This is a genomic window from Nocardia anaemiae NBRC 100462, assembly GCF_001612725.1.
Lineage (GTDB): Bacteria > Actinomycetota > Actinomycetes > Mycobacteriales > Mycobacteriaceae > Nocardia > Nocardia anaemiae.
This window is the reverse complement of record NZ_BDAZ01000073.1, coordinates 31,176-56,041: the sequence shown is the minus strand read 5'-3', so window position 1 is coordinate 56,041 and position 24,866 is coordinate 31,176. Positions and strand designations below refer to the sequence as shown.

22 protein-coding genes are annotated in these 24,866 nt (G+C 65.1%); 15 read left to right on the top strand and 7 right to left on the bottom strand.

The annotated features are described in order from the left end of the window. Positions 1-15 precede the first annotated feature (15 nt). Positions 16-1,203 carry an NAD(P)/FAD-dependent oxidoreductase gene (locus NA5_RS33795; protein WP_062993093.1) on the bottom strand — a complete coding sequence of 396 codons (1,188 nt, stop codon included), beginning with the start codon at positions 1,201-1,203 and terminating at the stop codon, positions 16-18. 205 nt (positions 1,204-1,408) lie between these two features. Here NA5_RS33795 and NA5_RS33790 point away from each other — a divergent pair, with 205 nt between their 5' ends. After that, positions 1,409-2,758: an ammonium transporter gene (locus tag NA5_RS33790; protein WP_062993092.1), complete on the top strand. Its 1,350-nt coding sequence runs from the start codon at positions 1,409-1,411 to the stop codon at positions 2,756-2,758. A 274-nt stretch (positions 2,759-3,032) separates the two neighbouring features. On the opposite strand, the gene NA5_RS33785 is transcribed toward NA5_RS33790, so the two are convergent. Continuing rightward, on the bottom strand, positions 3,033-3,668 hold the full coding sequence (locus NA5_RS33785) for a TetR/AcrR family transcriptional regulator (protein WP_062993091.1): 636 nt from the start codon (positions 3,666-3,668) through the stop codon (positions 3,033-3,035). A gap of 193 nt (positions 3,669-3,861) precedes the next feature. On the opposite strand from NA5_RS33785, the gene NA5_RS33780 reads away from it, so the two are divergent. Genes NA5_RS33780 through NA5_RS33755 form a run of 6 tightly spaced genes read left to right on the top strand, consistent with a single transcriptional unit; the run spans position 3,862 to position 9,552 of the window. Then, a complete protein-coding gene (locus NA5_RS33780) occupies positions 3,862-5,244 on the top strand; it encodes a flavin monoamine oxidase family protein (protein ID WP_062993090.1) in 1,383 nt (460 codons plus the stop codon). Continuing rightward, positions 5,241-5,720, top strand: a complete 480-nt coding sequence (locus NA5_RS33775; RefSeq protein ID WP_062993089.1) for an SRPBCC family protein — start codon at positions 5,241-5,243, stop codon at positions 5,718-5,720. The genes NA5_RS33780 and NA5_RS33775 overlap by 4 nt, the downstream gene beginning before the upstream one ends. Further along, entirely contained in the window at positions 5,707-6,510 is an 804-nt protein-coding gene (locus NA5_RS33770) for an SDR family NAD(P)-dependent oxidoreductase (protein ID WP_062993088.1), read from the top strand. The genes NA5_RS33775 and NA5_RS33770 overlap by 14 nt, the downstream gene beginning before the upstream one ends. Beyond that, positions 6,507-7,943, top strand: a complete 1,437-nt coding sequence (locus tag NA5_RS33765) for an aldehyde dehydrogenase family protein (RefSeq protein WP_063813757.1) — start codon at positions 6,507-6,509, stop codon at positions 7,941-7,943. Before NA5_RS33770 ends, NA5_RS33765 begins: the two co-directional genes overlap by 4 nt. Beyond that, positions 7,940-8,893, top strand: coding sequence for a carbohydrate kinase family protein (locus NA5_RS33760; RefSeq protein WP_062993087.1), 954 nt, complete (start codon positions 7,940-7,942; stop codon positions 8,891-8,893). The genes NA5_RS33765 and NA5_RS33760 overlap by 4 nt, the downstream gene beginning before the upstream one ends. Beyond that, positions 8,890-9,552, top strand: coding sequence for a class II aldolase/adducin family protein (locus NA5_RS33755; RefSeq protein WP_062993086.1), 663 nt, complete (start codon positions 8,890-8,892; stop codon positions 9,550-9,552). The genes NA5_RS33760 and NA5_RS33755 overlap by 4 nt, the downstream gene beginning before the upstream one ends. 475 nt (positions 9,553-10,027) lie before the next feature. Here the strand turns inward: NA5_RS33755 and NA5_RS42610 are convergent, their stop codons facing one another. Genes NA5_RS42610 through NA5_RS42600 form a run of 3 tightly spaced genes read right to left on the bottom strand, consistent with a single transcriptional unit; the run spans position 10,028 to position 11,057 of the window. Next, entirely contained in the window at positions 10,028-10,402 is a 375-nt protein-coding gene (locus NA5_RS42610; protein ID WP_062993085.1) for a helix-turn-helix transcriptional regulator, read from the bottom strand. Then, on the bottom strand, positions 10,399-10,809 hold the full coding sequence (locus tag NA5_RS42605) for a hypothetical protein (RefSeq protein WP_062993084.1): 411 nt from the start codon (positions 10,807-10,809) through the stop codon (positions 10,399-10,401). Before NA5_RS42605 ends, NA5_RS42610 begins: the two co-directional genes overlap by 4 nt. Continuing rightward, positions 10,806-11,057: a hypothetical protein gene (locus NA5_RS42600; RefSeq protein WP_062993083.1), complete on the bottom strand. Its 252-nt coding sequence runs from the start codon at positions 11,055-11,057 to the stop codon at positions 10,806-10,808. The genes NA5_RS42605 and NA5_RS42600 overlap by 4 nt, the downstream gene beginning before the upstream one ends. 640 nt (positions 11,058-11,697) lie before the next feature. On the opposite strand from NA5_RS42600, the gene NA5_RS33735 reads away from it, so the two are divergent. The 8 genes from NA5_RS33735 (at position 11,698) to NA5_RS33695 (ending at position 21,064) form a co-directional block, all read left to right on the top strand. After that, positions 11,698-11,964: a hypothetical protein gene (locus tag NA5_RS33735; protein ID WP_157110788.1), complete on the top strand. Its 267-nt coding sequence runs from the start codon at positions 11,698-11,700 to the stop codon at positions 11,962-11,964. A 1,710-nt stretch (positions 11,965-13,674) separates the two neighbouring features. After that, on the top strand, positions 13,675-14,109 hold the full coding sequence (locus NA5_RS41515) for an S-adenosylmethionine decarboxylase family protein (protein ID WP_062993080.1): 435 nt from the start codon (positions 13,675-13,677) through the stop codon (positions 14,107-14,109). Between the two features lie 37 nt (positions 14,110-14,146). After that, positions 14,147-15,244 (top strand): radical SAM protein, encoded by a 1,098-nt coding sequence (locus NA5_RS33720; protein WP_062993079.1) that lies wholly within the window; start codon positions 14,147-14,149, stop codon positions 15,242-15,244. Between the two features lie 9 nt (positions 15,245-15,253). Then, complete coding sequence (locus NA5_RS33715) at positions 15,254-16,366, top strand: LIC_10091 family protein (RefSeq protein WP_062993078.1); 1,113 nt, start codon at positions 15,254-15,256, stop codon at positions 16,364-16,366. 5 nt (positions 16,367-16,371) lie between these two features. Further along, positions 16,372-17,655, top strand: a complete 1,284-nt coding sequence (locus NA5_RS33710) for an ATP-grasp domain-containing protein (RefSeq protein ID WP_062993077.1) — start codon at positions 16,372-16,374, stop codon at positions 17,653-17,655. Continuing rightward, a complete protein-coding gene (locus NA5_RS33705; protein WP_062993076.1) occupies positions 17,652-18,998 on the top strand; it encodes an ATP-grasp domain-containing protein in 1,347 nt (448 codons plus the stop codon). The genes NA5_RS33710 and NA5_RS33705 overlap by 4 nt, the downstream gene beginning before the upstream one ends. Continuing rightward, positions 18,995-20,263, top strand: coding sequence for an MFS transporter (locus tag NA5_RS33700; protein WP_062993075.1), 1,269 nt, complete (start codon positions 18,995-18,997; stop codon positions 20,261-20,263). Before NA5_RS33705 ends, NA5_RS33700 begins: the two co-directional genes overlap by 4 nt. A 27-nt stretch (positions 20,264-20,290) precedes the next feature. Next, positions 20,291-21,064: a YqcI/YcgG family protein gene (locus NA5_RS33695; protein ID WP_062993074.1), complete on the top strand. Its 774-nt coding sequence runs from the start codon at positions 20,291-20,293 to the stop codon at positions 21,062-21,064. A gap of 524 nt (positions 21,065-21,588) precedes the next feature. Here the strand turns inward: NA5_RS33695 and NA5_RS33690 are convergent. Beyond that, positions 21,589-21,798 carry a YnfA family protein gene (locus NA5_RS33690; RefSeq protein ID WP_084484632.1) on the bottom strand — a complete coding sequence of 70 codons (210 nt, stop codon included), beginning with the start codon at positions 21,796-21,798 and terminating at the stop codon, positions 21,589-21,591. Positions 21,799-22,418: 620 nt separating this feature from the next. Further along, positions 22,419-24,650: an alpha/beta hydrolase-fold protein gene (locus tag NA5_RS43595; protein WP_503826381.1), complete on the bottom strand. Its 2,232-nt coding sequence runs from the start codon at positions 24,648-24,650 to the stop codon at positions 22,419-22,421. Positions 24,651-24,866 lie beyond the last annotated feature (216 nt).

Here is a 24,866-nt window from a genome sequence, read left to right as displayed (position 1 = left end):
CGGATAGGTTGGGGTTCAGCGCATTTCGCTGGCACCGGCATACGGGTGCTGGCTGAGCAGTGGGCGGCCCTCGGCGAACCGCTCGTAGCGGAAGTCGGCGGCGTCGACATTCGGTAGCTCGGTGCTGCCGGTCAACAGCAGATCCGCCACCAGGCGGCCGACGGCGGGTGAGATCTTGAAACCGTGGCCGGAGAAACCGGTCGCCAGGAACAGGCCCGGCATCGGAGCTGGGCCGATGATGGGGTTGTAGTCGGGCGTCACGTCGTAGGCGCCGACATAGCTGCCGCTGATACGCGGATCGGGCATGTGCGGCAGACGGTGATCCAGCCTGCCGATGACCTTTTCGATGGTGGAGTCATCGGCGCGGTTCACGAAATCGTCCGGGTCTATGTACTCCGGCACGGCGTGATCGCTATTGCCGGCCAGCAGTTCACCATTGGGTTCGCGGCAGAGGTATTGCAGGCTCGCGAGATCCGAGAGCACAGGGACCTGGGGTAACGGCTCGCCTTGATCGATCAGAACGAGTTGGGCGCGTTGGGCTTTCACCGGGGTGTCTATGTCTACAGTGGCGGTGATAGTAGGCGTCCACGGTCCGGCTGCGACGATGACGGTTCCGGCGTGTATTTCCGATCCGTCGTCCAGGCGCGCACCGATGACGCGGCCCGCCTTCTCGACCAGTTCGGCGACGGCCGCCTGCTGCCGAATGCGTACTCCGCGTTGGCGGGCGACTGTGGCGAAAGCCATTCCGGTCAGGTATGCCTCGCCCCGCCCGCCACGTGGTTCATAGGCGAAGGCGGCGAAGTCCTCCAGCCGGAGGCCGGGCCACAGCTCGGCCATCTCGGCCGGACCGATGAGCTCCACGCCGATGCCGATGCTCTGCTGTGTGGCCACATTCGCCTTCAGCGGGTCCACATTCTCCGGGCCGACGCCGACCACATATCCGCACTGTCGAAAACCCAGGTCGTCGCCGAGGATTTCGCGGGCGTTCTCGAAGAACGGCACCGACCACCACGACATGGCGGCCAGTGACGGTGCGCCGTAGTGGCAGCGGACCACGCCGCTGGACTTTCCGGTCATCCCGGAGCACAGGGTGTTTCGCTCCAGCACCAGCACATCGGTCGCGCCGCGTTCGGCCAGCGAGAAGGCGATGGCAAGCCCTTCCAGTCCGCCTCCGATGATCAGGAACTCAGCGGTGTCGGTCATGCTGGTGCCACCTCAGCTTCGTAGTTTGTCTTCTGTCATGAATCATTGTTGCATACTATGAAACCGCGCCTGCTGGTCGATGGCTAGTTAACAGATTTGTCACAGCAGTGCTGGCGGGTGAAATAAAAGTAGATGTTCACTGACAGGCAACGCTGATTCTTGTCATGAACAGCGTTTTGGTGCGAATCACTAGGTCAGGTGCAAAATGGAGCAAGCAGTTGCTGCGGCCGACACCGCGTGGATGCTCGCCGCCTTCGCGGCCGTGTCGATCATGGTGGCGGGACTGGCGCTGTTCTACGGCGGCATGGTCAGCGTCAAGAACACACTGAATATGGCCATGATGGTCTTCGGCGCGCTCGCGGTGGTGGGCGTGCTCTGGATCGTCGTCGGCTACTCGGCATCATTCGGGGACTCCGTGGGCGGTCTCGGCTTGCTAGGCGACCCGATGGAGTACTTCGGATCCTCCAAGTTGCTCGACGCACCGACGACACCCGGACTGCCGCCCGCGATCTTCTCGGCGTTCCAATTGCTTTTCGCCGCACTGACGGTCGCGCTCATCGCCGGCGCGGTGGCCGACCGCATGAAGTTCGGATCGTGGATGATCTTCGCGGGCATCTGGGCGCTGCTGGTCTACTTCCCGGTCGCCCATTGGGTTTTCGCGTTCGACGCCAAGGACGGGTCGGTGCACGGCGGCTGGATCGCGAACAAGCTGAAGGCCATCGACTTCGCGGGCGGCACCGCAGTGCACATCAATGCCGGCGTGGCCGGACTCGCGCTCGCGCTGGTGCTCGGCAAGCGCCATGTCTTTCCGAATTCACCACGGCCGCACAGCCTTCCGCTCACCATGCTGGGTGCGGGGATTCTGTTCTTCGGCTGGTTCGGCTTCAACGGCGGCTCCGCGCTGTCCTCCGGCAACAGTGCTTCGGTGGTCGTGCTCAACACCCTGGCCGCCTCCTGTGCGGGCATTCTGGCTTGGCTGGCGGTCGAGAAGCTGAAGGAGGGCCACGCCACCACCCTCGGCGGGGCTTCCGGCCTCATCGCGGCACTGGTTGGCATCACGCCCGCCTGCGGCGCGGTGTCGCCGCTGGGCGCACTCGTGGTCGGCGCGGCCTGCGGTGCGGTGTGCTGCTTCGCGGTGTCGCTGAAGTACCGTTTCGGCTTCGACGATTCGCTCGATGTGGTCGGAATTCACTTGGCGGGAGGCATTCTCGGCACTGTGCTCATCGGCTTGCTGGCCGATCCGTCGGCGCCGAATGCGGTGGCCGGACTCTTCTACGGCGGCGGCTTCGACCAGCTGTGGCGGCAGACAGCGGCTGCGCTGGCGGTGCTCGCCTACACCTTTGTGGTGACCTTCGTCATCGCCAAGGTTATGCAGATGGTCGGCGGCATCCGAGTCGATGAGGAGAGCGAGGCGACGGGCCTGGATCTCTCGGTCCATAGTGAAACCGCCTATGTCTTAGAGCATTTCACTGCCTCGTCGGCTAGACCCGAACCGGCCGACGCGGTCGCGATGGCCGAGGCCATGATCGACGAGGCGGCGGCCACCGTCGAATAATTCTGGACCGCACGTTTCCGGGGCTTCGACTCGACGTCCCGGAGAACGTGCGATCGATAGGCCATAGACCCGTTCATTCGCCATCGCGATACCCGAGCGATCGAGCAGCCTGTCAGCTGAGCGGCGATCAACAGGTGATCGTCGCTCTACAGCCGCGGCACAGCGGCTGCCAACCCAGGCGAGCGTCGTCCGGCCAACCTGGGGCAATGCGGGTCTGCCTTCGGCGCAGGGCGCAGCGAACGTCGAACTTTCCTCAACTTCCGCCGTAGGCTCCTCAGCTACTCAGTCGTGGTGCCCCGTCCGTAACAGCCCTTGATGTACCGACGTAAGAGTCGAGGACCCGCAACATGAGGTCGCGCATCGCCCAGTCGATGTCAGGATCGCCCGGCCGTGCGATTTTCTGCAGCGTGAAGCCATCAATAAGGGCACTGAACTGCTTGGCTGGAATGTGCGGATCCGTGACACCGAAGATCTCCAATGCCTGTTTGGTGGCATCCTCGAGCACACCCATGATGCGCTCAACGGGTTGACTCAACTCGCTTCGGCGTCGGACGGCGAGATAGGCCTCGAACTGGGCGATGGAATCGTTGTTGTCCTGATTGGAAACCAGGTCGATGATGCTGTCCGCTAATTGTTCGCGGGTAATGGCGCCTGAATGGGCTGTCCGCAACAGCGCGACGACCTTGCCGGTAATGGTTTCGGCGACGCGGGTGATGGCGGCGTCGATCACCTCGTCGACCGAGGCGAAGAAGTAGCTCGTCGTAGAAGCGGGGTAACCGGCATAGTCGGCCACCGCCCGGAAGGTCACGCGTTCGAGGCCGCGCTCGGCGATGATCGCAATCGCGGCGTTGATCAACTCATCCCGCCTTTCGCGACCCCTCGCATAGTGCATCCGTCGTCCGTTGCTCATAGGAGCACGGTACCGACATTTTCAAACTCTGGCCATCTGGCCAGAGTTCGGCTAGTGTCGTGGGACCGATTCCGGTTGCCGCTGATCGAAAGCGCAGACCGCACAACCTCTTCCCAGGAGTTTCTATGGCGCCTTGCCGTCGCAGCCTCTTCGACGAACCCACTCAGCAGACCGCGATCCCGCAGGTGAGCCGATGAGTAGCCATGCTGACGTCATCGTGGTCGGCGCGGGCCTGGCGGGGCTGACAGCAGCTCGTGCCATGCGCGCGCAGGGGCTCGATGTCCATGTGCTCGAAGCCCGCGATCGTGTCGGCGGGCGGACTGTCAACCACGACATCGGTGATGGCCACATCGTCGAAGCCGGCGGTCAATTCGTTGGGCCGACCCAGGACCATGTCTTGAAACTGGCCGCCGAGCTGGGCGTGGACACCTTTCCCGCATACGACAGTGGCGCGAACACATATGTCAAAAACGGAAAGGCGCGCCGGTTCAGTCACGGTGTGCCGCCGGATGCGACCGCACTGCCTGATATCGGAAGACTCATCGCACGCCTGGACCGGCTGTCACGAACAATTCCCCTCGCGGAACCGTGGCGCGCGCCTAATGCTCGGGCACTCGACGCCGAAACACTGACCACGTGGGCGCGGCGCGGCGCGATCTCCGATGGCGGACTCGATCTGCTCAACGTCCTGCTCGGTTCGGCGTTCGGCGGAACAGCGAGCGACGCCTCGGCATTGTTCGGCCTCTCGTATTTCGCCGGTGCGGGCAACGAGCACACCCCGGCCGCGATGGCCCGGATCACGAATGTTTCCGGTGGTGCCCAGGAATCGCGGTTCGTCGGTGGGTCGCAAAGACTTTCACTTCTGCTCGCCGAAGCGCTCGGCGATGCGATCACTCTGAGCGCCCCGGTGCGAGCGATCGATCAAACCGCGAGCCAGGTGGCTGTCCACACCGACGAGGGCAGTTGGCGGGCGAAACGGGTCGTTGTCGCCGTTCCGCCGCTACTCGCTACGCGAATCACCTGGAATCCACTGTTACCCGCGGTGCAGGAGGCGTTATTCCAGCGGATGGCCTTCGGCACGCTTGCGAAGGTCGAGGCCGTTTATACCGAACCGTTCTGGCGAGAGCAGGGCCTGTCCGGTCAGGCAGTGTTCCGGGACCCAACATTCCCGGTCTGCTCCATGTTCGACAACTCCCCACCCGATGGGGGGCCTGGTGTGCTGATGGGGTTTGTCGGCGGGCGCCAGTGGCGCGGCTGGGCCCCGAAACCGGCAAAGGAACGCCGCGGTGCGGTCCTGCGCGCGTTCAGCGCGGTTGTCGGCCCCCGGGCACTGCAGCCGTCGAGCGTGATCGAAAAGGACTGGACGGCAGAGGAGTGGACCCGGGGCGGTCCGACATCGGTGCTGGCTCCAGGAGTCCTGACGGAGTTGGGCCCCTGGCGTGACGTTCCTTTCGGCCGGGTGCACTGGGCTGGCGCCGAACACTCCGACTACTGGAACGGATACATGGACGGCGCGGTCCGTTCGGGCGAACAAGTCGCCACCGAAATCATCGAAGCAGAAGGAGCACTCTCGTGACAGAACGATTCGTCATAAGCGTCCACCGCAACCTCGTGGTCAGCCCCGAGGAGGTGTGGGGCGTCACAAGCAATTCCAGCCGCTTCGGCGAATGGGTCAGCAACGTACTGGAGGTGAACGCGCACCCGGGGGAAGCCAAGCCAGGTGACGTCTTCACCGAGCGGGTCCGATCCATAGGCCCCTTGGTCTCCCGCCCGACCTGGACCGTCCGAACATTCGAGCCGATGAGCTCGCGCATTGATTCCGCCGAGGGGCTCGCTCCGCTCCGCGACGTCATCAACGTCTTCCGGTTCGCGCCCATCGGCGACGGCAGTGCCACCTCGATGACCTATGAGTTCCACTATGACCTGCGTCCCCGACCATTCGGCTGGTTGGTCCACCGGGTGCTGTCGAAGGTCATGACAGCCGAGTTCGACAACTCGATGCGTGCCCTGGAAGCCCTCATCCTCTCCGAGCGATCCAATGCCGCGCACTGACCTCACCGGCAAAATAGTTTTGGTGGTGGGGGCGTCTTCGGGCATTGGGCGCCGCTTCGCCGAACTCGCTGCCGAAGCTGGAGCGGTCGTAGCCATCACAGCGCGCCGGACGGAGCTATTGGATCAAATCGTCGCCGCACAGCAGGCTCTGGGGCATCGGTGTTCCGCGCACCCGGCGGACGCAACCGATGCCGCGGCGGCACGCGATGTTGTCGAGCAGGTCATCCGCCTATACGGACGTATCGACCTGGTATTGCTCAATGCCGGTGGTGCGCCCGCGCTCGACCTGAGCACGCTCACCGCTGACGCGATCACCGGCTATATGCGCACCAACTACGATGTCGCGGTCAACTATCTGGTGCCCGTACTCACACACATGCGCGAGCGCGGCACCGGGACGGTCGCGCACACCAACTCCTTGGCCGGATGGTACGCAATCCCTTTGGCAGGACCGTATTCCGCGGCCAAGGCCGCACTGCGCGTGCTGATCGACGCCTATCGAATCGAGTACGCCGCGAGCGGAATTCGATTCGTCGCCATCTTCCCCGGCTTCGTCCGCACCGAAGCCACAGTGGGCGACGGCATGCCTGCTCCGGGTGAGATCGACGAGGACACCGCCGCGCGGCACATGCTTCGCGCCGTCACCCGAGCAACTGAATCGTATTCGTTCCCTTGGCCGCTCGCCACGTTGGTGGGGTTCGGACGTCTCCTGCCTGCTCGTGCGCGGCGCGCAGTCCTCGGTCAGATGCTGCGCATCCAGCAACGCTCCGATGAGGCGGAGAAGCAATGACAACACCGGTCGCCGAACTCCGAAACACATTCCAGCACGGGGTAACTCGGCCACACGGATGGCGCCGCGACCAGCTTCGCGGGCTAAGGCGGCTGCTGCTCGACAACGAAGACGCTCTCACCGCCGCGCTGCGCGAGGACCTGCACAAGAGCGCGACCGAAGCGCTCATGACCGAGATCGGTGTGGTCGTCGGGGAGATTGATCACACCCTGGCAAACCTTCGACGGTGGCTGCGTCCTCATCGCGTGCACGTGCCGGCCAAGCTAAAGCCCGCCAAAGCCCGAGTAGTGCGCGAGCCGCTGGGCGTGGTGCTTGTCATAGCGCCCTGGAACTATCCCCTCCAGCTGATCCTGGGCCCGCTCGTCGGCGCGCTGGCAGCGGGTAACACCGTTGTCCTCCGTCCCAGTGAACTGGCCCCGGCTACCTCGCGAGCGCTGGCCACGCTCGTCCCTCGCTATCTCGATCAGCGGGCGGTCCGGGTGGTCGAAGGGGGCGTGGACGCCACGAAAGCGCTACTGGGCGAACGCTTCGACCACATCTTCTTCACTGGCAGCGGTCGGGTCGGCCGGATCATCCTCGAGGCGGCGGCGGCGAACCTGACGCCGGTGACCCTCGAACTCGGCGGCAAATCGCCGGTATGGGTCGACGAGGACGCCGACCTCGAGGTCGCCGCACGCAGGATCGCGTGGGGCAAGTTCGTCAATGCCGGACAGACCTGTGTCGCACCGGACTACGTCCTCACCACCCCGCGGAACCGGCCCGCGCTCGAAGCCGCGCTCAGCTCGGCGATCACCCACCTGTTCGGCGCCGACCCCCAGCGAAGCCCCGATTACGCGCGCATCGTCTCCAGCGACCACCTCACCCGGTTAAGGGCGTTTCTCGACGACGGCACCGTCGTGGCGGGCGGGAAGGTCGACGAAGGCACTCGCTACCTCGCTCCGACGGTGCTGAGCGGCGTCGACCCGAACTCCCCGATCATGCGGCAGGAGATCTTCGGGCCGATCCTGCCGATAGTGGAGGTCGCCGACGCAGACGCGGCAATCACTTTCATCAACGAGCGTGACAAACCCTTGGCGCTGTATGTCTTCACCGGATCGGCATCGACGCGGCGCCGGTTTCGGCAATCCACCAGTTCCGGCGCGATCGTTTCCGGCACCACCATCCTGCATCCCGCGGTACCGGGGCTGCCCTTCGGCGGTGTCGGCCCCAGCGGTATGGGCGCATACCACGGTGAACGTTCGATCGCGACGTTCAGCCACGACAAGGCAGTGTTCGACAAGCCACTCCATCCGGACCTCACCCGCCTGATCGAACCGCCCTACAGCCCGTTCGGCCGGTGGCTGGTCCGACTGCTGTCGACCATGCGGCCGACCACATCCCGTCCCCCGGCCACCACCGCGGGTGGCAGCTCCAACACGAAAGGTTCGCGATGACAGGCAACGACGCACAAGTCCGAGCGCTCACCATCGGAGCACATGTCCTGGACACCCTCGTGCGACCAGTCGAGGCGCTCCCCCCAGGGCAGGGCGCCACTCTGGTCGAACAGATCGCCATCAGCCCTGCGGGTACCGCGGCGGCGGCAGCCATGGTCCTGTCCAAGCTGGGCGCCCAGGTGCGCACGGCCGGTGTGATCGGCGACGACCCCAGTGGAACTATGCTGGCGATGCTGCTGCAATCCGACGGCGTCGACACCACGCTGCTGCACCGTATGCCGGGAATGCCCACCTCGGCATCGGTCCTACCGATCCGCCCGGATGGCGGACGTCCGGCCTTCCATGTAATCGGCACGAATCAGTATCTGGCCCAACACATCCCGTGGGAGGCCATCGATGACGCCGACATCGTCTACCTCGGCGGAGTCGAATTCTACGGTGGAGAACTCGCCGCGCAGATCCTGCGCCGCGCCCGCGAGGGTGGGGCAGTCACCGCAGCCGACAGCCTGTCTCCCGGCTTTCCCGGGACCTTGGACTACATCCAAGCGGCGCTACCCGAGATCGACTACCTGTTACCCAACGACGAACAGGTGATCGGATGGACCGGGGCTCCGACGCTGCATGAGGGATGCCGCAAGCTCGTCGAGCGCGGGGCTCGCTGCGTCGTCGCCACCGCGGGGCCCAACCCGACCGTGATCGCCACCGCCGACGGCACCATCGAGGTCTCTGCCTACCCGGTCGACGTCGTCGACACCAGCGGTTGTGGCGACTCGTTCTCGGCCGGATTCTTGCGCGGGATCTCCCTCGGTCAGGAACCCCGGCAGGCAGCCCGTTTGGGTCATGCCACCGCAGCCCAGGTCGCGCAGGGACTCGGCAGCAACTTCGGCAGCTTCACCCTTGACACCGTGCAGCAGTTCATCATCGACAGGGAGCAGGAGATGAGCAAATGATCAGCAAGGACATACAGCAGGTGCGAGCCGCAGTTGCCGAGGCCAGCAGGCAACTCGCGGGACACGATTTCGTACTCGGTACGGCGGGTAACGTCAGCGCACGCGTCGGCGACCTGGTCGCCGTCACGGCCTCCGGAATCGCCCTCGCCGAGGCCACCGCGGATGATGTGACGGTGGTCGATCTGGACGGCAACCACCATGCCGGACATCTGCGGCCGACCTCGGAGATCGAAATCCACCTCGGCGTCTACCGCTCCTCGCACCAGCTAGCAGTCGTCCATACTCATTCTCCCGCAGCGATTTCGGTATCACTCATCGCATCCGAGCTGCCCGTGATCCACTATCAACAGCTGCTACTCGGTGGGGCGGTGCCCGTAGTGCCGTTCGCAGCGTTCGGCAGCGAGGAGCTGGCCTCCTCGACGCTGGCGGCGCTGCGGCAGAAGAACGCCGCGATCCTGGCCAACCACGGGTCGGTCACCGTCGGCGACTCGCTGGAGACCGCGCTCGACAACGCCGTCCTGCTCGAGTGGTCGAGCCGGATATACCTGGACGCGGCCGCGGTCGGAGCGCCGCGACCGCTCACTGACGCGCAGCTGCAAGATGTCGTGCAAGCCGCCGTCCGCACCGGATACGGCAGCACCCATCCCATCGGTACCTGACCCGACCCTGGCAGCCGCTCCAGTCTGCATATGGGCGTGGCACCGGAGTCTCTTTACGGCGGCTCCGGTGCCAGAGCCGGTCTCGAATGTCGTAGGCGATGTAGTGGTCTTTGGGCGATGCGGCGGAGCCGCTGATTTGCTTAAAGGTGGGAGAGGGCGCCGCCGCAACGTCCTTCGAATCGCCGCACCGTATGGACTTCTATGTCAGCCTCGTCACCGATGGCAGCGGTCACTCCAACGGCAGCGAAAAGCATCGAATGGTCACGCAAGTGTCGATCACCCGAAGGGCTGGGCGGCGCTGTCGAAGGCGCACGAAAGTGCCGACGTTCAGCGAGGGCCCGGGATCAGCTACTCCACTCCACGATGACGTCGGCGAGCCAGGCTGTCGTTCACTGAAGCGGCGCCGCTGCCACTCAAATAATTCGACGGGTCAACTTTGTTCGGGATCGGTTTCGCGTAGCTACCAGTTGGCGAGTCAACTCGAGCGTGCTCGATTTTGTGGATCTGCTCCGGCAGCGACCCAGGCAGCGATCTGGGCGCGCTTGGTGAATCCGAGTTTGACCAGGATGTGTTCGACGTGTCTATCAGCGGTGCGGTGGGAGATGCTCAGCCGGGCGGCGATGGACTTGTTGGTCAGCCCGTCGGCAATGAGGTCTGCAACTTCTCTCTCCCGAGTGTTCAGCTCCGCCGACAATCCCGGACCGCGAGTCGCAGCCCGCGGTTGCTCGCCCAAGGCGTAACCAATCGCGGCGTCGAGATCCAGTGAGGCACCGTCGTGAAGGGCGGCATCGAATGCTCGTCTGCCGAGTGCGTCACGCGCGGCCCGCTCACCCAGGATCACGAATGTCACCGGGTCGGGACCGCCGTCCTGTACTCGGTGTGGATCGCGACCCGGGCCGTGGTAGCGCTGCTGGTGTTCCTGGCCACCGCCGCACATCCGGTGACCGCGACAGTCGCCGCCCAATCGGACCCGATCTCGAGGTGGCGGGTGCCGATCGTCAGCGGCTCCGGCGCGAACCCCGCCCCGCCCTCGGGCGCGAACGGATCGGACGGGAAGGAGTCGGGATCGGCGTCGGCGTCGGTATCGGCGAATCCGGCGGCGGTGATGATGATGGCGGCGCGCGGTGCGACGTCGGCGGCGGCCGATACAAGACTCTCGGGGTTGGCGCAGCTGGTCAGAACAGCGGTGGCCTGCACGGCATCGAGCGCGGTGACCGTCACCCTCAACGGGGCGAGCGCGTCGGCGGCCTCGTTCATGCGGCGTAACAGCCGCGACTCGGCACCACGACGCTCGGCGGCCGACAGCCCCCGCCGAGCCCGACCACCTCCGAGTAGCCCGCGCAATCCAACGCGCGGGCGGTCGCGACGACGGGATTGTCGAGGGGCTCTCGCCACACCAGCAGCACCTGGCGGCGGGTGAGGTTCTCCCCGGCGGCCAGTTCGGCGAGGTGGTTGGCGTGGTCGTGGTTGTGGGCGGCCGGGTCCGGGTCCGGGTCCGGGGACATGTCCTGGGCGGCGGTGTGCAGGCTGCTGAGGTCCAGGCGGGCTGAGCGGATGAGGATCTGGACGGGTTGGCGCAGGGCGTGTAGCCAGCCCGCGAGTTGCCCGACGAGGCTGTCTTGTTCGGCCGGGGTGCGTAGTGCGAGGTTGCGGGTGCCCGCGACCGCGACGACAGCGAGCCCATCTGACCCAGGTCGATCACCCCAACACCGCCACTACTGCTGTTGGTGACCGCCTGCGGTAACCGCAACGCCTGCGCCGACAATGCCGTCGGAACCGGTGGTCGTGGACGGGTTCGTGCGGCGCGGTCGGTGATGCCCCTCGGTGCCCACCGCTGGAGGCTCGCGCCGCTGTTGTCGCATCCCGGTCGGGTCGAGGTCGCCGTGCACATCGATCCCGTCGACCCGGTCACCGCCGCTACCCGGCTACGCCGCCAGCTCGCGCGGGCGGAGGCGCGGCTGTTCCGGGTGGGTGTGTGTATCTCACGGTGCACGCCTATACCGAAGCCGAGCTGGCCGACGAGGTCGCCGCGGGGCGGGCGTTGGCGGCGAGCCTGCTGAGTGATCTTCAGCGGCGCCGCCCGGTTTGACGCGGTGGCATTTAGCCACGGTGCCTGTTTTGTTGGGGCGACTGGTGTTGCACGAGGTGAAGAGGCACCTGCTGAGATTCGGCGGCATGCAGCTCGGCGACCCGCTGCCCGGCCCACTGTGGCTCACGGAATCCGGTGCCTGGGAACAGACTCCGGGCATCACACCGGGCACCGTGGTGAAGAGTTCACTCGGCGACGCCGCCCTCCCGGTCACCAGGGCCGCGCGACTGACTGACGGTAGCACCGATCAAGGTGTCAGCACCTCGAGGCTGACTGCGGCCACCAGGACGATCGTGGCGACGAAGATGTCCCACACCAGATAGCTTCGCGACGAATGCCGCGAGCAGCACACCGTTGTAGATCAGCCTGCCGCGCCACATCCGGCTCCCCGTGTCCGCTTGTTGCCGTTGTCGCGATACCTTCGCCCTCAGCCCGACGATTTCCGAACGGGCATGTGCGCAAGACCTGTACCCGGTCGGCAAACCGTCGTCGATGTGCGGAACCGATAGTCCCAGTGGAGATTTGTTGATCTGGCCGTCCGGCGGCCACGGCGACGCTCTGCACCGCTTCGGCGACTTGCTCACCGGTCGGCGGACGTTCGGTTCGGATATCGACCGGGACGTGCGGTGGGGTAGCGGTCGGCACGGCGCTGGTCGGTGAACGGGATCTGCGGCCGGAGGTGCTGCCCCATCCTCGGCGAGATCGAGTTCGAGTCGATCGTCGACATCGGTTGCGGCAACGCGCATTTCCTGATCGACGCGTGCCAGGTCGACGGAGGGCGCGGTGTCGGTGTCGACATCAGCCCGGCCGCGTGTGCGGAGGCGCAGCGGGAACAACGCCGGGCACCTTCGAACAGCTCCAGCAAACGATAATTCGAGCGAAGTTCCACCACAGTGTTTGCGTACGGACCGGACGTTGTGACCGATCATCGATCACGACCAGACATCATGCGGCACAACCAGTTACGACAAACATCGATCGAATTGCAACGACAGGAGTCGCGGTCTGATGCAAGCGTATCGAGCACGTCGACGCCAGGCAGCGGATCAACGAAAGTCATTCTGCCGCAATCATTGTTATCACTGAACAGCCGCCGAACTCCGCCCCTGGATCACCACCTCTCGACCGGTGATCGTGGCACCGGACAGTCGCTGCCGGTAGCAACTGTGGACCCGCCGCGATGACGACCCGCACTTGGACCCGCCGCTGACTCATCTCGGGTTCTGGCATCCATGCGCACCAAAGTGCCTGTCGCACTGATGGTCTCGATCAGGAGCCAGCCCGGTGAGGAAGTGGGAGTGCGAAACGGTCCAAGATCGCAACGTCGTCGACATGGTGAACTATCAAGCGCCCATTCGCATTCGAGAAGGGTAATGACGCGATTCGTGCCGGATCCGGGGTTCGCGTGCCGTTGACGCTGCTGTCTTTTTTCGCCTTCCCGCCAATGGGAGTACGTCGAATCCGCTGTGCGCTTACCGTGTATACGGTTATTAAAGGCAAAGGCGCACAGTGGGATTCGACATGACGGCAGCAGGACGGTCTCCGCTCCACATCGGTGATGTCGGACGGAGCGCGTCGGCCTTCGACTTCGATCTCACCTCGCGCGGAGAAGCCGGCTTTCGCGACCACGTCCAGCTCCGTTGTCCTTGTGGCACTACACTCGACCGCGGGCCGAGGTCGCGATGAACGGCCCCCATGATGCCTTTGCCGCGTGGTGGCATCTCCCCCCGAGCTCCGGGATGAATATCGTTGCTGGCCTGGGCTTCTGCTCGGGAAGCGTTCTCGCAGTCGATATGGCCGCGCGCATCAGGTGGCACCAGGGCCGGGCGCCGTCTCACCGGCGCCGACTTCACCGTCACTCCATGAGGGCGCGGCGTGGTTTTTGCTCTACCCATGGCGCGGTATCGGTACGGGGCTCTGCCCGGCTGCCGGTGACCGGGCTGCCCGCAAGGGCTTTCAGAACAAGGATATTCGCCGAAGGGAGCCACTGTGACAAGCGATCGCCAGCTGCGAAGTCGCTCGAAGACGAGGCTATGACCTCCATCGACACGCAGGCGCGCAGTTACGGGCAGCATCTGATGCTCAGGCTGTGCGACATAGAACGGGTGGATGCGCTCGATGACGCCACTCTTCTCTCCGATTTCCTGGTCGCCCTGGTGCACGCGATCGATATGCGGATCCTGGAAGGCCCGCACGCCGCAGCGGAAAGCGGAGACGACGATCACTACGGTTATTCGGCGGTAGTAATCCTCTACGAGTCGCACGCGGCCGTGCACACCTATCCGAATCGCCGCGAGCTCTTCCTCGACATTTTCTCCTGCCGGGCTTTCGAGGCCCAGCAGGTATACAACACCTGCACGCGCTTTTTCGGCGGGTTCACCGTCAGCGAGTACGCGGTGCTCGATCGCGGCTTGCACTGGACGGCGCCGGCAGCGGAGCGCCTATCCGACTGGATGGAAAGCCGCTGACACGCGGCTTCGGACGAACTCGTTCGGGAGGTATCACATGATGCAAAACCAGGTCAGCGACTATCGATTCACATCCCATGGCCCCGATGCCTCGACTACACCGGTGAAGACCGGCCGTGTTCGAACGTACAAGGGGGCCTACATCTCCATCACCTCACTGTGCAACACCGACGTCTGCACGTACTGCTACGCGCGTGACCAGAAGACCGAGTCGCACACCATGCCCATCGAGTTGTTCCGCGAGATCCTCGACCGGCTCCAGGAAGTGTCGGACTTCCCCGAGGTGTATCTGGTCGGCGGGGAGCCGACCGTGATTTCGCAGCTCGACCAGTACCTGGCCGAGATCGAGCGCCGCAACTGGACCACCACGATCTACACCAACGGCGGTTTCAATGCCAAGCGCCGCGACATGATGCTGGCCAGCCCCGCTGTGCGGAGAATCGTCTTCCATTACGACGAGTTGCTCTTCGACAAGTTCAAGTGGCTGCGCTCGCGCTGGGAGGACAACCTACGGACGATGGGCACCAAGTGCGAGACCTCCATCAATGGGGTGATCGACGGGCCCGACTTCCCGCTCATCGAACTCGTCGATCTGGCGGCCGACCACGGCGCGGCACTGACCTGGATCTTCGCCACGCCGACCTCCGGAGGCACCCCGTTCCTCGGACTGGGGCAGATGCGGGAGTTGGGCCCGGTCGTGCAGCGGATGCTGCTGCACGCAGTGGAACGCGGTGTCAAGACCTCGCCCGACCTGCCGATCCCACTGTGCATCTTCGAACCGGACTTCTTGAAGGAGTACGGCGAGCGGTTCGCGTTGATCCGCCGCTGCCAGCCGTTCGCCTATTTCCACGTGGACGGACGGGTCAGCTACTGCACCGCGATGCCGGTCTACACCGCGCCGCGGCCGGCCGACGCCGAGCAACTGGCGCAGACCATCGAACGGCATCGCGAACACGACCGACAGCTCAAACAGCAGCCGTCCTTCCCCGAGTGCGTCACGTGTGAGGCGCACATCAAGCAGGTCTGCCAAGGCGGCTGCATGACCTACAAGGTCTACGGGAAGACGCCGGCCCCCAAAGACAATCGCGTGTTCATCGACCTGTCCGTGCCGCCCTCGCCGAATCGGGATGCTTAGGAGCACGAGGTGAACACTCCGCGAAACACGATGACGTCGTTCGCGTTCGGCGACGTGATCCGGTGCTCGCTGGCGGCCGCGCCGGCGCCAAGTAACTACACCGAAGACTGCTTCGTGACCTCTGAACTCGGTTACAGCGATGTCATCGCCAAGTGCATGCCAGCCGAGGCCGAGACGACCACCGGCGCGTTCATTGGTGTGGGGCCGTGCCAGAACCTGACTTACGTCGGCGCGCTCCGGCCCCGGCTGTCGCTCATCTGCGACAGCCGCCCGGACAACGTCCTGGAACACCTGATCTTCAAGATGCTCATCGAGCAAGCGGCGGATCCCCTCGGCTATCTGCTGCTGCTGTTCTCCCGCACCTGCCCGGACCGGCCCCCCGCCGAGGAACTGCGCACGCCGCAGGACCTGGTCGACGCGTTCGAGAAGGGAGTGGTCTCCCCGGCGCTCTACGAAGAGAACCTGGCCCTGCTGCGGTCGACGGCGGCCCGCCGCTGGGGGCTCGATCCGGCGCACATCGATCGGTTCGACCACCTGTACGGCGAGTTCTTCAGGCGGCAGCTCGACATCTTCGTCTTCAATGAGAAGAGCGATATCGCCGACGAGTGCCCGAGGATGCGCGACATCCTGGTCGCGACGACCTCCACCGGATGGAACTTCCATTTCCTGACGGATCGGTCCAGGTTCGATTACGTACGGCAGATGCACCTGCGCGACCGCATCATCCCGGTGCTGGGGAACCTGTGCGAGCGGGACAGCATTGCGTTGCTCAACGACCTACTCGAGCACTTCGGTGAGACGGCGGACACGGTCTACCTGTCCAATATCGAGGACCACATCCTGAGCCGGTACGTGCTGTGGCCCGACGGCTCGGTCACCGACCCCAACCCCGATGCGCTCATCACGGACGAGTACCGCCCCGACTACGCACGTCTGGTGGACGCGCTCGCGGCGCTCCGCGCGAATCCGGAGGCGATGCTCATCCGGTTCTTTCATCCGGGACGGTCCAGGGGCCGGCACATCGGGGTGCTGCCGTACCTGGACTCGACCGTCTGCCGCTTGAAGACTTTCTTCGCCGCTTGGCGGGCGGGGCCTGCCTCGCTTTTCGACACCTACCTGTAGTGGCTATGAGCAGAACGGAGAAGTTCGCCTTGACGGCGCACGTCCTTGTCATCGAGCCGCTGAGCGCCGGCGCCCGGCTACCTATGGCTGCGCAGGCACTGGGCGCCGAGGTGACCGCCATGGCGCTCGACCGGGGCGCGGTCCGGCTCGGTGAAGCGTGCCGCTCCCATATCGACCGGCTGATCCACATCAACGTCAGCGACGAGGCGGCGGTGCTGGGCGAGGTGGAACGCCTGCATGCGGCCCGGCCCATCACCGCCGTCATCCCCGGGTTCGAGCTGTTCGTCCCGCTGGCGCATCGCCTCGCCGCCCGGCTCGGTCTGCCGATCAACGAACCGTCCCTCGTGGACGCCACTCGCCTGAAGGACCTGATGATGGCCCGCGCCCTGGCCTGCGGCCTGCGGGTGCCCCGCACCCACCTGGTCCGCGATCGGAGGCAGGCCATGGAGGCGGCCGCCGAGGTCGGCTACCCGGCGGTCGTGAAGGCCCCGGACAGCACGGCCAGTACTGACGTCTACAAGGTGCACGACGAGGCGGCGCTGCTGGATCGCTGCGCGAGAATCTGGCGGCGCCCGCCGGACGAGGATTGGGATTTCCCGCTCGAGCCCTCGGCCCTGGTGCAGGAGTTCGTGACCGGGCCGGAGCTGAGTGTGGAGACAGTGAGCTTCGGCCGGGGACCCGCCCTGGTCAACGTCACCGACAAGCTGGTGACCGATGGTCCGCACTTCGTCGAGCTCGGGCACTGCGTGCCGAGTTCGCTGCCTGAGTCGGCACTGGAGGCCGTCGGCGCGTTCGCGGCTGACGTGCACGAGGCGTTCGGGATCAGGGTGGGCGCCGCCCACATGGAACTGCGGCTGCGCTCGAGCGGCGAACCCGTGCTGATCGAAGTAGCCGCCCGGCTCGCGGGAGACCGCATCATCGATCTCGTCGAGGAGGCCACCGGAGTCGACATGTGCCGGGAAACGGTTCGCGCCTTCCTGGGCGCCGCGGGGCCGGAGCGGCCGCTGCGCTATAGCGGGGCCGCATGCGTGCGGTTCGTCACCGCGCCGGGGGCGGGGTCGTTCCAGGTCGACACAACTCAGGCCCGATCCCTGCCCGGCGTGTACGACCTGCACGTGCCCGATGCCATCAACGCATCAGGGGCGCTGCGCGACTACCGGGACCGGCACGGGAACCTGGTCGTACGCGCCGGGACAACAGCCCAGGCGCGCCGCCTGGCGGACCAGGCCCTCCGCCTGATCTCCTTCACACCTGTGACCACCGACGCCGTCACCCAGGAAGCGCCATGATCGAAACGAAGAAGCCAGCGATCGTCATCTTCGGGCTCAACCTCTCCGATGGATTGCGGACGTTCGTCCAGGCCGGTCACGACCTCGGCGTCGAGGTGGTCTTGATCCATGAGCCGTTCAGTGGCGACCCCACGTCGGCCGGCGGGCTGGCCGAGTTGTACCGGCGGCGGCAGGCGATGGTGGACGCGGCCGTCGAGGTCGCCTCGCTCGACGTGATCCGCGCCCTGGCCACGGTGCAGACTCTCGCGGAGCGCTATGAGATCCGGGGCGTGTACGCGGGTGGCGAGAGATACGTCGAGGTTACGGCCGGTGTGGCGGCAGTTTACGACTTGCCGGGTCCCGGACTGCGGGCCGCCTCGATCTCGCGCAACAAGCTGATGCAGCGGGTGCTCTGCGAGCGGGGCGGGCTGCCGGTTCCCGCGTTCGCCATGATCAACTCCGCCGAGCAGGCGCGCAAATTCATGGCGGGCCGGGGGCCGGTCGTCGCCAAGCCGTGTACGCGCTGGGGCAGCGCCGGGGTCCGGCGGCTGGACAGCGCGGCTGATCTGGACCGCTACCTCGCCGACCACGCGACCGAGCAGCACGGCTTCACGCTGCTGCTGGAGGAGTATCTGCCCGGGATCGAGGTCAGTGTGGAATGCCTGGTGCTGGACGGCACGGCGATGGTCACCAGCATCACCCACAAGGGCAAGGGCGCCGAACCATACTTCGTCGAGACGCTACAGGTCGTACCGGCCGAGCTCGCCCAACACCGGCGCGCCGCCTGCCAGGAACTGGCCTGGCGCGTCATAGAGCTGACCGGGATGAAGACCGGGATCCTTCATCTGGAAGCGATCGAAGAGTCGGAGACCTCTCGCGTGTACCCGGTCGAATGGGCGGTCCGGGAACCCGGGCACGCCATCATGGACCTCGTCGACTGGCGGTTCAACGGGCGCGCGACACCTTATCTGGTCGGAATGCATCTCGGCCGCACCGCACCACAGCCGCCGGTGGAGAACTCGGAACGGATCGCCGTCACGGCGTTCATCGAACTCCCACCCGGTGTGATCGTGGCGGTACGGCAGGACCGTGACCCGGAGACGATTCCCGGCGTGGTCGAGTTCGACTTCTTCGCGGCCGAGGGCGACCTCATCACTGTCGCCCGCGACAACTGGAGCACCTCGGGCGGCTACAGCGTGTTCGCCGACGACCTGGCCGACCTGCGCCGGATTCTGGACGACCTCGACGAGGCGTTCGCCGTTCTGATCCGCGGAGAGGGCGGCGGACAGGAGTGGATACGGGTATCGCGCCAGGTGCGCGCCGAAGTGCTCGATGAGCGCAGTAGGACGGTCGAGCGGACATGACCGCGAAGCTGGAATCGCTGCGCGGATTGCCTCGATCGGTGTGGGTGCTGCTTGCGGTAATGGCTCTGACGGTCACGGCCGACTTCATGGTCATCCCTTACTATTCGGTCCACTTCACCCACACCCTGCACCTGGGCGTGACCTTCGGAGCCGCCGTCATGACCGCGTTCGTGCTCACCTCCAGGGGCGCGCAATTCGTCGGCGGATTTCTCACCGACCGGTTCCAGCCGGAGCGGATCATCACCGCCGGATTCTTCGGCATGGTGGCCGGGTTCCTGATCCTGTCGGTGGCGGGATCTGCCGTGCCGGTGACAGTCGCGATGCTGCTGTTGGGCCTGGGGGACGGCTGCCTGGTGATCGCTATGCGGTACAAGCTGATCGCCAATACCGATCCCGGCGTGCGCCCGCGGCTGTTCGCCCTCAGCTCGGTCTGCTTCAACGCGGGATCCGTCGCCGGCCCGCTGATCGGGGCGCTGCTCTTGGGCCTGTCGTATCGGCTTGCCTTCGCTACCGTCGCGGCCGTCTTCATCGCCACCTACGCGGCGCAGCGGCTGCTGACCGCTCGATCGGCGCCGGGGACTGTCCGGCCGATGGATCTGCGCACCGATCTGCGCGGGCTGGTCCGGCACCGCGAACTGCGCCAGGCCGTCGCCCTCATCACCGGCTTCTGGGTGTTGTTCTCTCAGTTCCAGTTCTCCATGCCCGTCGTCGTCGCGGCCCTGCACCCGGCCGGCTGGCAGGCGGTGATCGGCACGCTCTACACCCTCAACGGAGTGCTGATCATCCTGTTCAACCTGCCGATCACCCGCGTCCTGGAGAAGCGACCGCCCCGGCGCGTCATGGTGGGCGGCTTTGTCGTCGTTCAATTGAGTTTTCTCGCGCTGGCCGTTGTGCAGCAATCCCGATTCCCACTGTTTCTCACCTACGCAGCGGTCGCGGCCTTCACCCTGGGCGAGATCATCTTCAACACGTTCGCCAACACTCACATGGCCGCGATCGCGCCCGACGGTCGGCTGGCCACGTACATCGGCATACTCGGCCTCGCCTGCGGGGTCGGCGCCGCCATCGGCAACGTCCTGTCCGGATTCCTGATCGAGCCGCTGCTGGCCACCCAGCGCGTGCATCTGGTGTGGGCGATCTTCGTTGCGGTGTCCGTGCCGTTCCTGGCTGTCGCGGCCGGGTGGTGTCGGCCGCTCTTCCGGCCTTCGGGCGACACGCCACATCAGAACGAGCAAGCGCTGTCGCAATCAGCGACCGAAAAGTAGACGCCTGAGTTTGGGAGATCGAGACAGATGGTTGGTATCTGGGGGTCAACGAATATTGCGCTGGACGCTCCCGAGTGGTTCCGCGAAGCCCAGCAGGCTTTCGGGCAGGTGCTGCTGGACGGTGATGCCGACTACCCCTGCCACTTCGGCGTCCGCGGCCAGCAGGACGGCGAGAATTGGTTCACCGCGGTAGAACCCGACTCGGAGGGGCCGTATAGCGTGGGCGGCTTGGCCGAGACCCTGGTCGCCTTCCAACAGCAGGCGTGGACGGGCCCCAAACGGCAGACGCTGATCGCGTTCGTCGGCCCTCCTGATGCAGCACCACGACTCGCCACACACGCCGAACAGTTCTGGTGGTTGCTGGGTCGGCTCACCGCCGCCGACTCTCGACCTTGGCCGGAGAACCGCACGCAGGACGTAACGGATCCACGCTGGCAGTGGTGCTTCGCCGGCGAGCCCTGGTTCGTCTTCGGCGCGAGCCCGGCCTACCATGCTCGTCGCAGCCGTAATGTGGGCCCATGCCTGGCACTGATCTTCCAGGTACTGCGCGTCTTCGAGGGGCTGGACGCGATGTCGGTCGCCGGCGACCAGGCCAAGCACAAGGTCCGCGAACGGCTCCGTGTCTACGATGACGTCGGTCCGCACCCGCATCTGGGCGACACGATGCACATCCCCGATTTCAAATGGCGGCAGTACATGTTGCCCGACGACCAGCAGCTGCTAGAGCCGAAGAGCTGTCCATTTCAGGTGCCCGCACCGGCATCACCGACTGGACACTACCCGCCGAATTCGCCCGCCTGACTCCATAACCAGGGTGAGGCCTCCTTTCACTTCCGATCAGCGGCGCGCACGGCACAGATACGTGCGTTTCGGGTAGCGCGGACGGGAGGGGGTTGACCTTGACCCCGCGTCAGGGTTGGAGCTTTGTCGCATGACGAACAACAGCACTCCTCGGCTCGCTCCGCCGGTCGGAGGGTTCCAGGAAATCGACGGCCGCCGCGTTTCGTGCACACGTCGGGCAGCGGCGGACCGGCCCGTCGTGTTTCTGCCGGACGCCCGCGCGGTCGGCCTGGACTATTTCGGTGTCCAGCAACGGGTTTCGCGGTTAACCACATGGAGTTGCTACTGGCGCTTGAAATGCAGGCGAGTCGTGTCCGGTCGACACACGCCGCTCCGACATTGTCCAGAATGGCGATCCTGCCGCCAACGCCTTCGGGCGGTGATTAGTCGAGTCGGGAGAGTAATGGCAGCTCAGTGGCTTTCGCGCAGGCTGTAGCAGATCACGACAATATGTTGTGGTGCAGCAGTCGGCTGCCGGATCGAGGTCAGGCGGAGCGTGGTGCGTACATGATGACCGCGACGCCGATCAGGCAGATCATGGCGCCGGTGAGGTCCCAGCGGTCGGGCCAGAAGCCGTCCAGGGCGATACCCCACAGCAGTGATCCGGCGATGAAGACGCCGCCGTAGGCGGCGAGGATCCGACCGAAGTGGGCATCGGGATGCGTGGGAGTGAGGATGCGCGACATGTCCAGCATCGACCCTGGACTCACCCTGCAAGCCTTTCCAATGCTAGGGATCCAGCGACTGAGCTTCTCGAAGGCGGGGCCAACACACGCCGTCACGCCGGAGCCAAATCAGGTTGACACAGGCACCACTCCCCTGGAGCGGCTATGTGGCAACCACGAAGTTCAATGTCTTCAGACCCTCGATGTGGCAATACATCGACTCTCCGTGACGATTGAGCGGAAGGATGGACGACATCCCGATCGGCACGAAGTCGTCATGAACCCGGGCCTCCACCATAGCGAAAGTAAGCGCATTCGCCGAGATATGCTCAGGTTTCGCTCCCTGATATCACTGCAATGGTGCCGAAAATCGCTCCGCGAGAACAGCTCGTGGTTGATGCGACACAGCTGGTCGAATTCGCTCAACTGCACGAGTCGAGTTCGATACTCCAAGGAATGGTAAGCCGAAAGCCGTCAGATTGTCGAATATTCGCGCTCGAGGTTCCGCGTCACGCCAAAGCCTTATTCTCCGCCACTGCTCGCTGTCCGGGGATAGTGAAAGCGTCATACAGAGACCTCGTCTTTCGAATCGCTTATTCATTACGGCTGGACGCTTCGTGCACGCCCGGGGCCGCCAGCAGATCTTCGTGTCAGTTGTCGGTGTCGAGTGCGTGGGCGATGGTTGGCCAGGACCGGGCCAGTTCGTCGGCCCAATACGGCCACGAATGCGTGCCGGTGGGCCGCAGGTTCACCGTCGCGGGAATCCGCAGTTGTGCCAGCCGATCGGAGAGCTTGGCGAGGCATGCGTACGCGCCTGCTTCCAGGGAGCCACCAACGGTGATGGCGTCGGTGAGGTCGTCCACCTCGCCGGAGATATCGTGTTCACCCGGAATCCCGCTGCCGCTGGACAGGTAGATTGCGGTGCCGCGCAGAGCTTCCGCGTGTGTCATGACGTCGTGGGCGAGCCAGTCGGGATCGTCGGTGGTCCCGAACATGTTGTCGGGGTCGCCGCCGTAGGTTTTCACGATCGCGCGGGCCTGGGCTTGACCGGCCCCTGGGGCGACGCTGTAGCAGCCGCTGTGGGCCGCGACCGCCCGATATGCGCCCGGGTTGCGCATGGTGAGCATCATCGCGGCCTCGCCGCCCATCGACACGCCTTGGATTGCCTTGTGCCCGTTGCCCTCGAATTGGGCGTCGATCAGTGGGGGCAGTTCGCGGGTGAGGAAGGTTTCCCATTTGTTGGTGCCCAGGACGGGGTCGCGGCGTTGCCAGTCGGTGTAGAGGTTGGCCGGTCCCCCGGTAGTCAGCACGACGTTGACGCTCTTGTCGGCGAAGAACTCCACCGCGTGCCCGTGCTCGGTCCAACTGCTGGCATTCTCGGGAGCGCCGCGCCCGTCGAGCATGTACAGGGCGGGTCGCGGCCGGCTGCGGTCGGCCGGGAGCAGCACCTGCACCTGCACGACCCGGTTCATCGACGGCGATTGCACGAACACCCGCAGCCACCGCTCGGTGATCGGCTCGATCCGGTCGATAACCGGCCGCGCGGGTAGACCAGCGCTCTCAGCGGGTGCTTGGTATCCGCCCGGCGGGCCGAGTTCCGGACCAGAGGTCGGCGGCTCGGCAGCAGCCACCCCGGTCGCCAGAATCACCACTCCCACGACCGCAGCAACCTCACTGGCTGCCCGCCACGCCCGCAGCCGCCGCACCACAAGACGCCGCCGCGCCGGCCGCCCCCCACTATTGCTGGTGCTTTCGTCCGATTCATTTTGTGTATTAGCTGGTCTGTCGTAAACGGACCGCTGCGCGGACTTTCCGGGATCGTAAGACACACTCATAGTAAAAATGATCAATCGCCATTCCCCGCATATGGGAAGGGGTGTGTTCCCGGCCGACGAAGCAGGAGCCCCGGTGTCGTATCGGTCGGTCTCAGTGAGTTTGCCCGCGTATGTGCAACGTTCATGCAACGACCTTTTCGAGGTTGGCTGGACTCCGCAAGTAGGCGCGTAATATGCCATACCGAATTGGGATTTTATGAAGATATTCTCTTCGAGCAACCTGGCGATCGACCCAACGACGGAGCGAATACCTTCGGCAGGTATCGAGATTTGTAGGTATGCAGCAATTTCAGCCGTCGTGGAATGGAATATCCCGAACACCATGTACACCTCGGTCGCCCCCTCACCGCAGGCTGGCAGCCCCACCCGCTCGATGTTCCGGGGGTGAGCTGGTCGATTATCTGGCTGAGCAGCTGGAGATCGCGGATCCGTCGTGCGTGAAGGCCTACACCGACCGGGAGAAGACCCGGTTCGAGACCAGCCCTCGAGGAACCATTGCCTGGTGTCAGTGAACGCTGTCTTGCTCGTCGGTCGGGTGGCGGCGTGAGTTGCCAGTGGGTGTGGTTCGGCTGTCAGGACAGGCAGTGCTGCTGCGACCTCATGGAGCTTGGCTTTGACGTAGGTGGCGGTGGTGCCGCCGGTTTTGCCTGAGTGCCCTGTGTATTCGCGGGCGACGGCGTAACCAAAGGTGCGCTCGACCCAGGTCAGTGTGGTGTGGCGTAGCCATTGTGTGGTGGTGCCCTGAGTAGCGACCCGGGGGAGTTCTTGGCCGATTCGGTGCCAGAGGTGGTCATGGCGTCGGCGGGTGATGGGCTTGCCGTTGCGGTATCGCAGGAGTTGTCCGGATTGGGGGCTGTGGCGTTCATGGGCGTGGGCGGTGAGGTGGCTCATCAGGGTGGGGGAGACCGGTTGCCAGCGGCCGGTTCCGTCTTTCTCGCGGAGGTAGGGCAGGCATTGTGTGGTGTCGAGGTCGTGGGGGCGTAGTGCGAGGGCTCCGCTTCGGCGGCAGGCTGTTTCGAGGTGCAGGCGCAGGAGCAGGGAGCCCAGGTGGCGGTCGTTGCCGGTGGTAGCGGCGACTTGGCAGATTTCGGCGAGTTGGTCGGAGGGGATGGCGTAGCGGTGCGATTTGCGGCGTGTCGGGAATGTGAGCTAGCGGGCGGGGTTGTCGCTGGGGCGGATCCACCCTCTGTCTTCTGCGTATCGGTAGATGCAGCGGACGGTGGAGATGAAGTGTTCGACGGCGCGGATGCCTCCGCGGGAGGC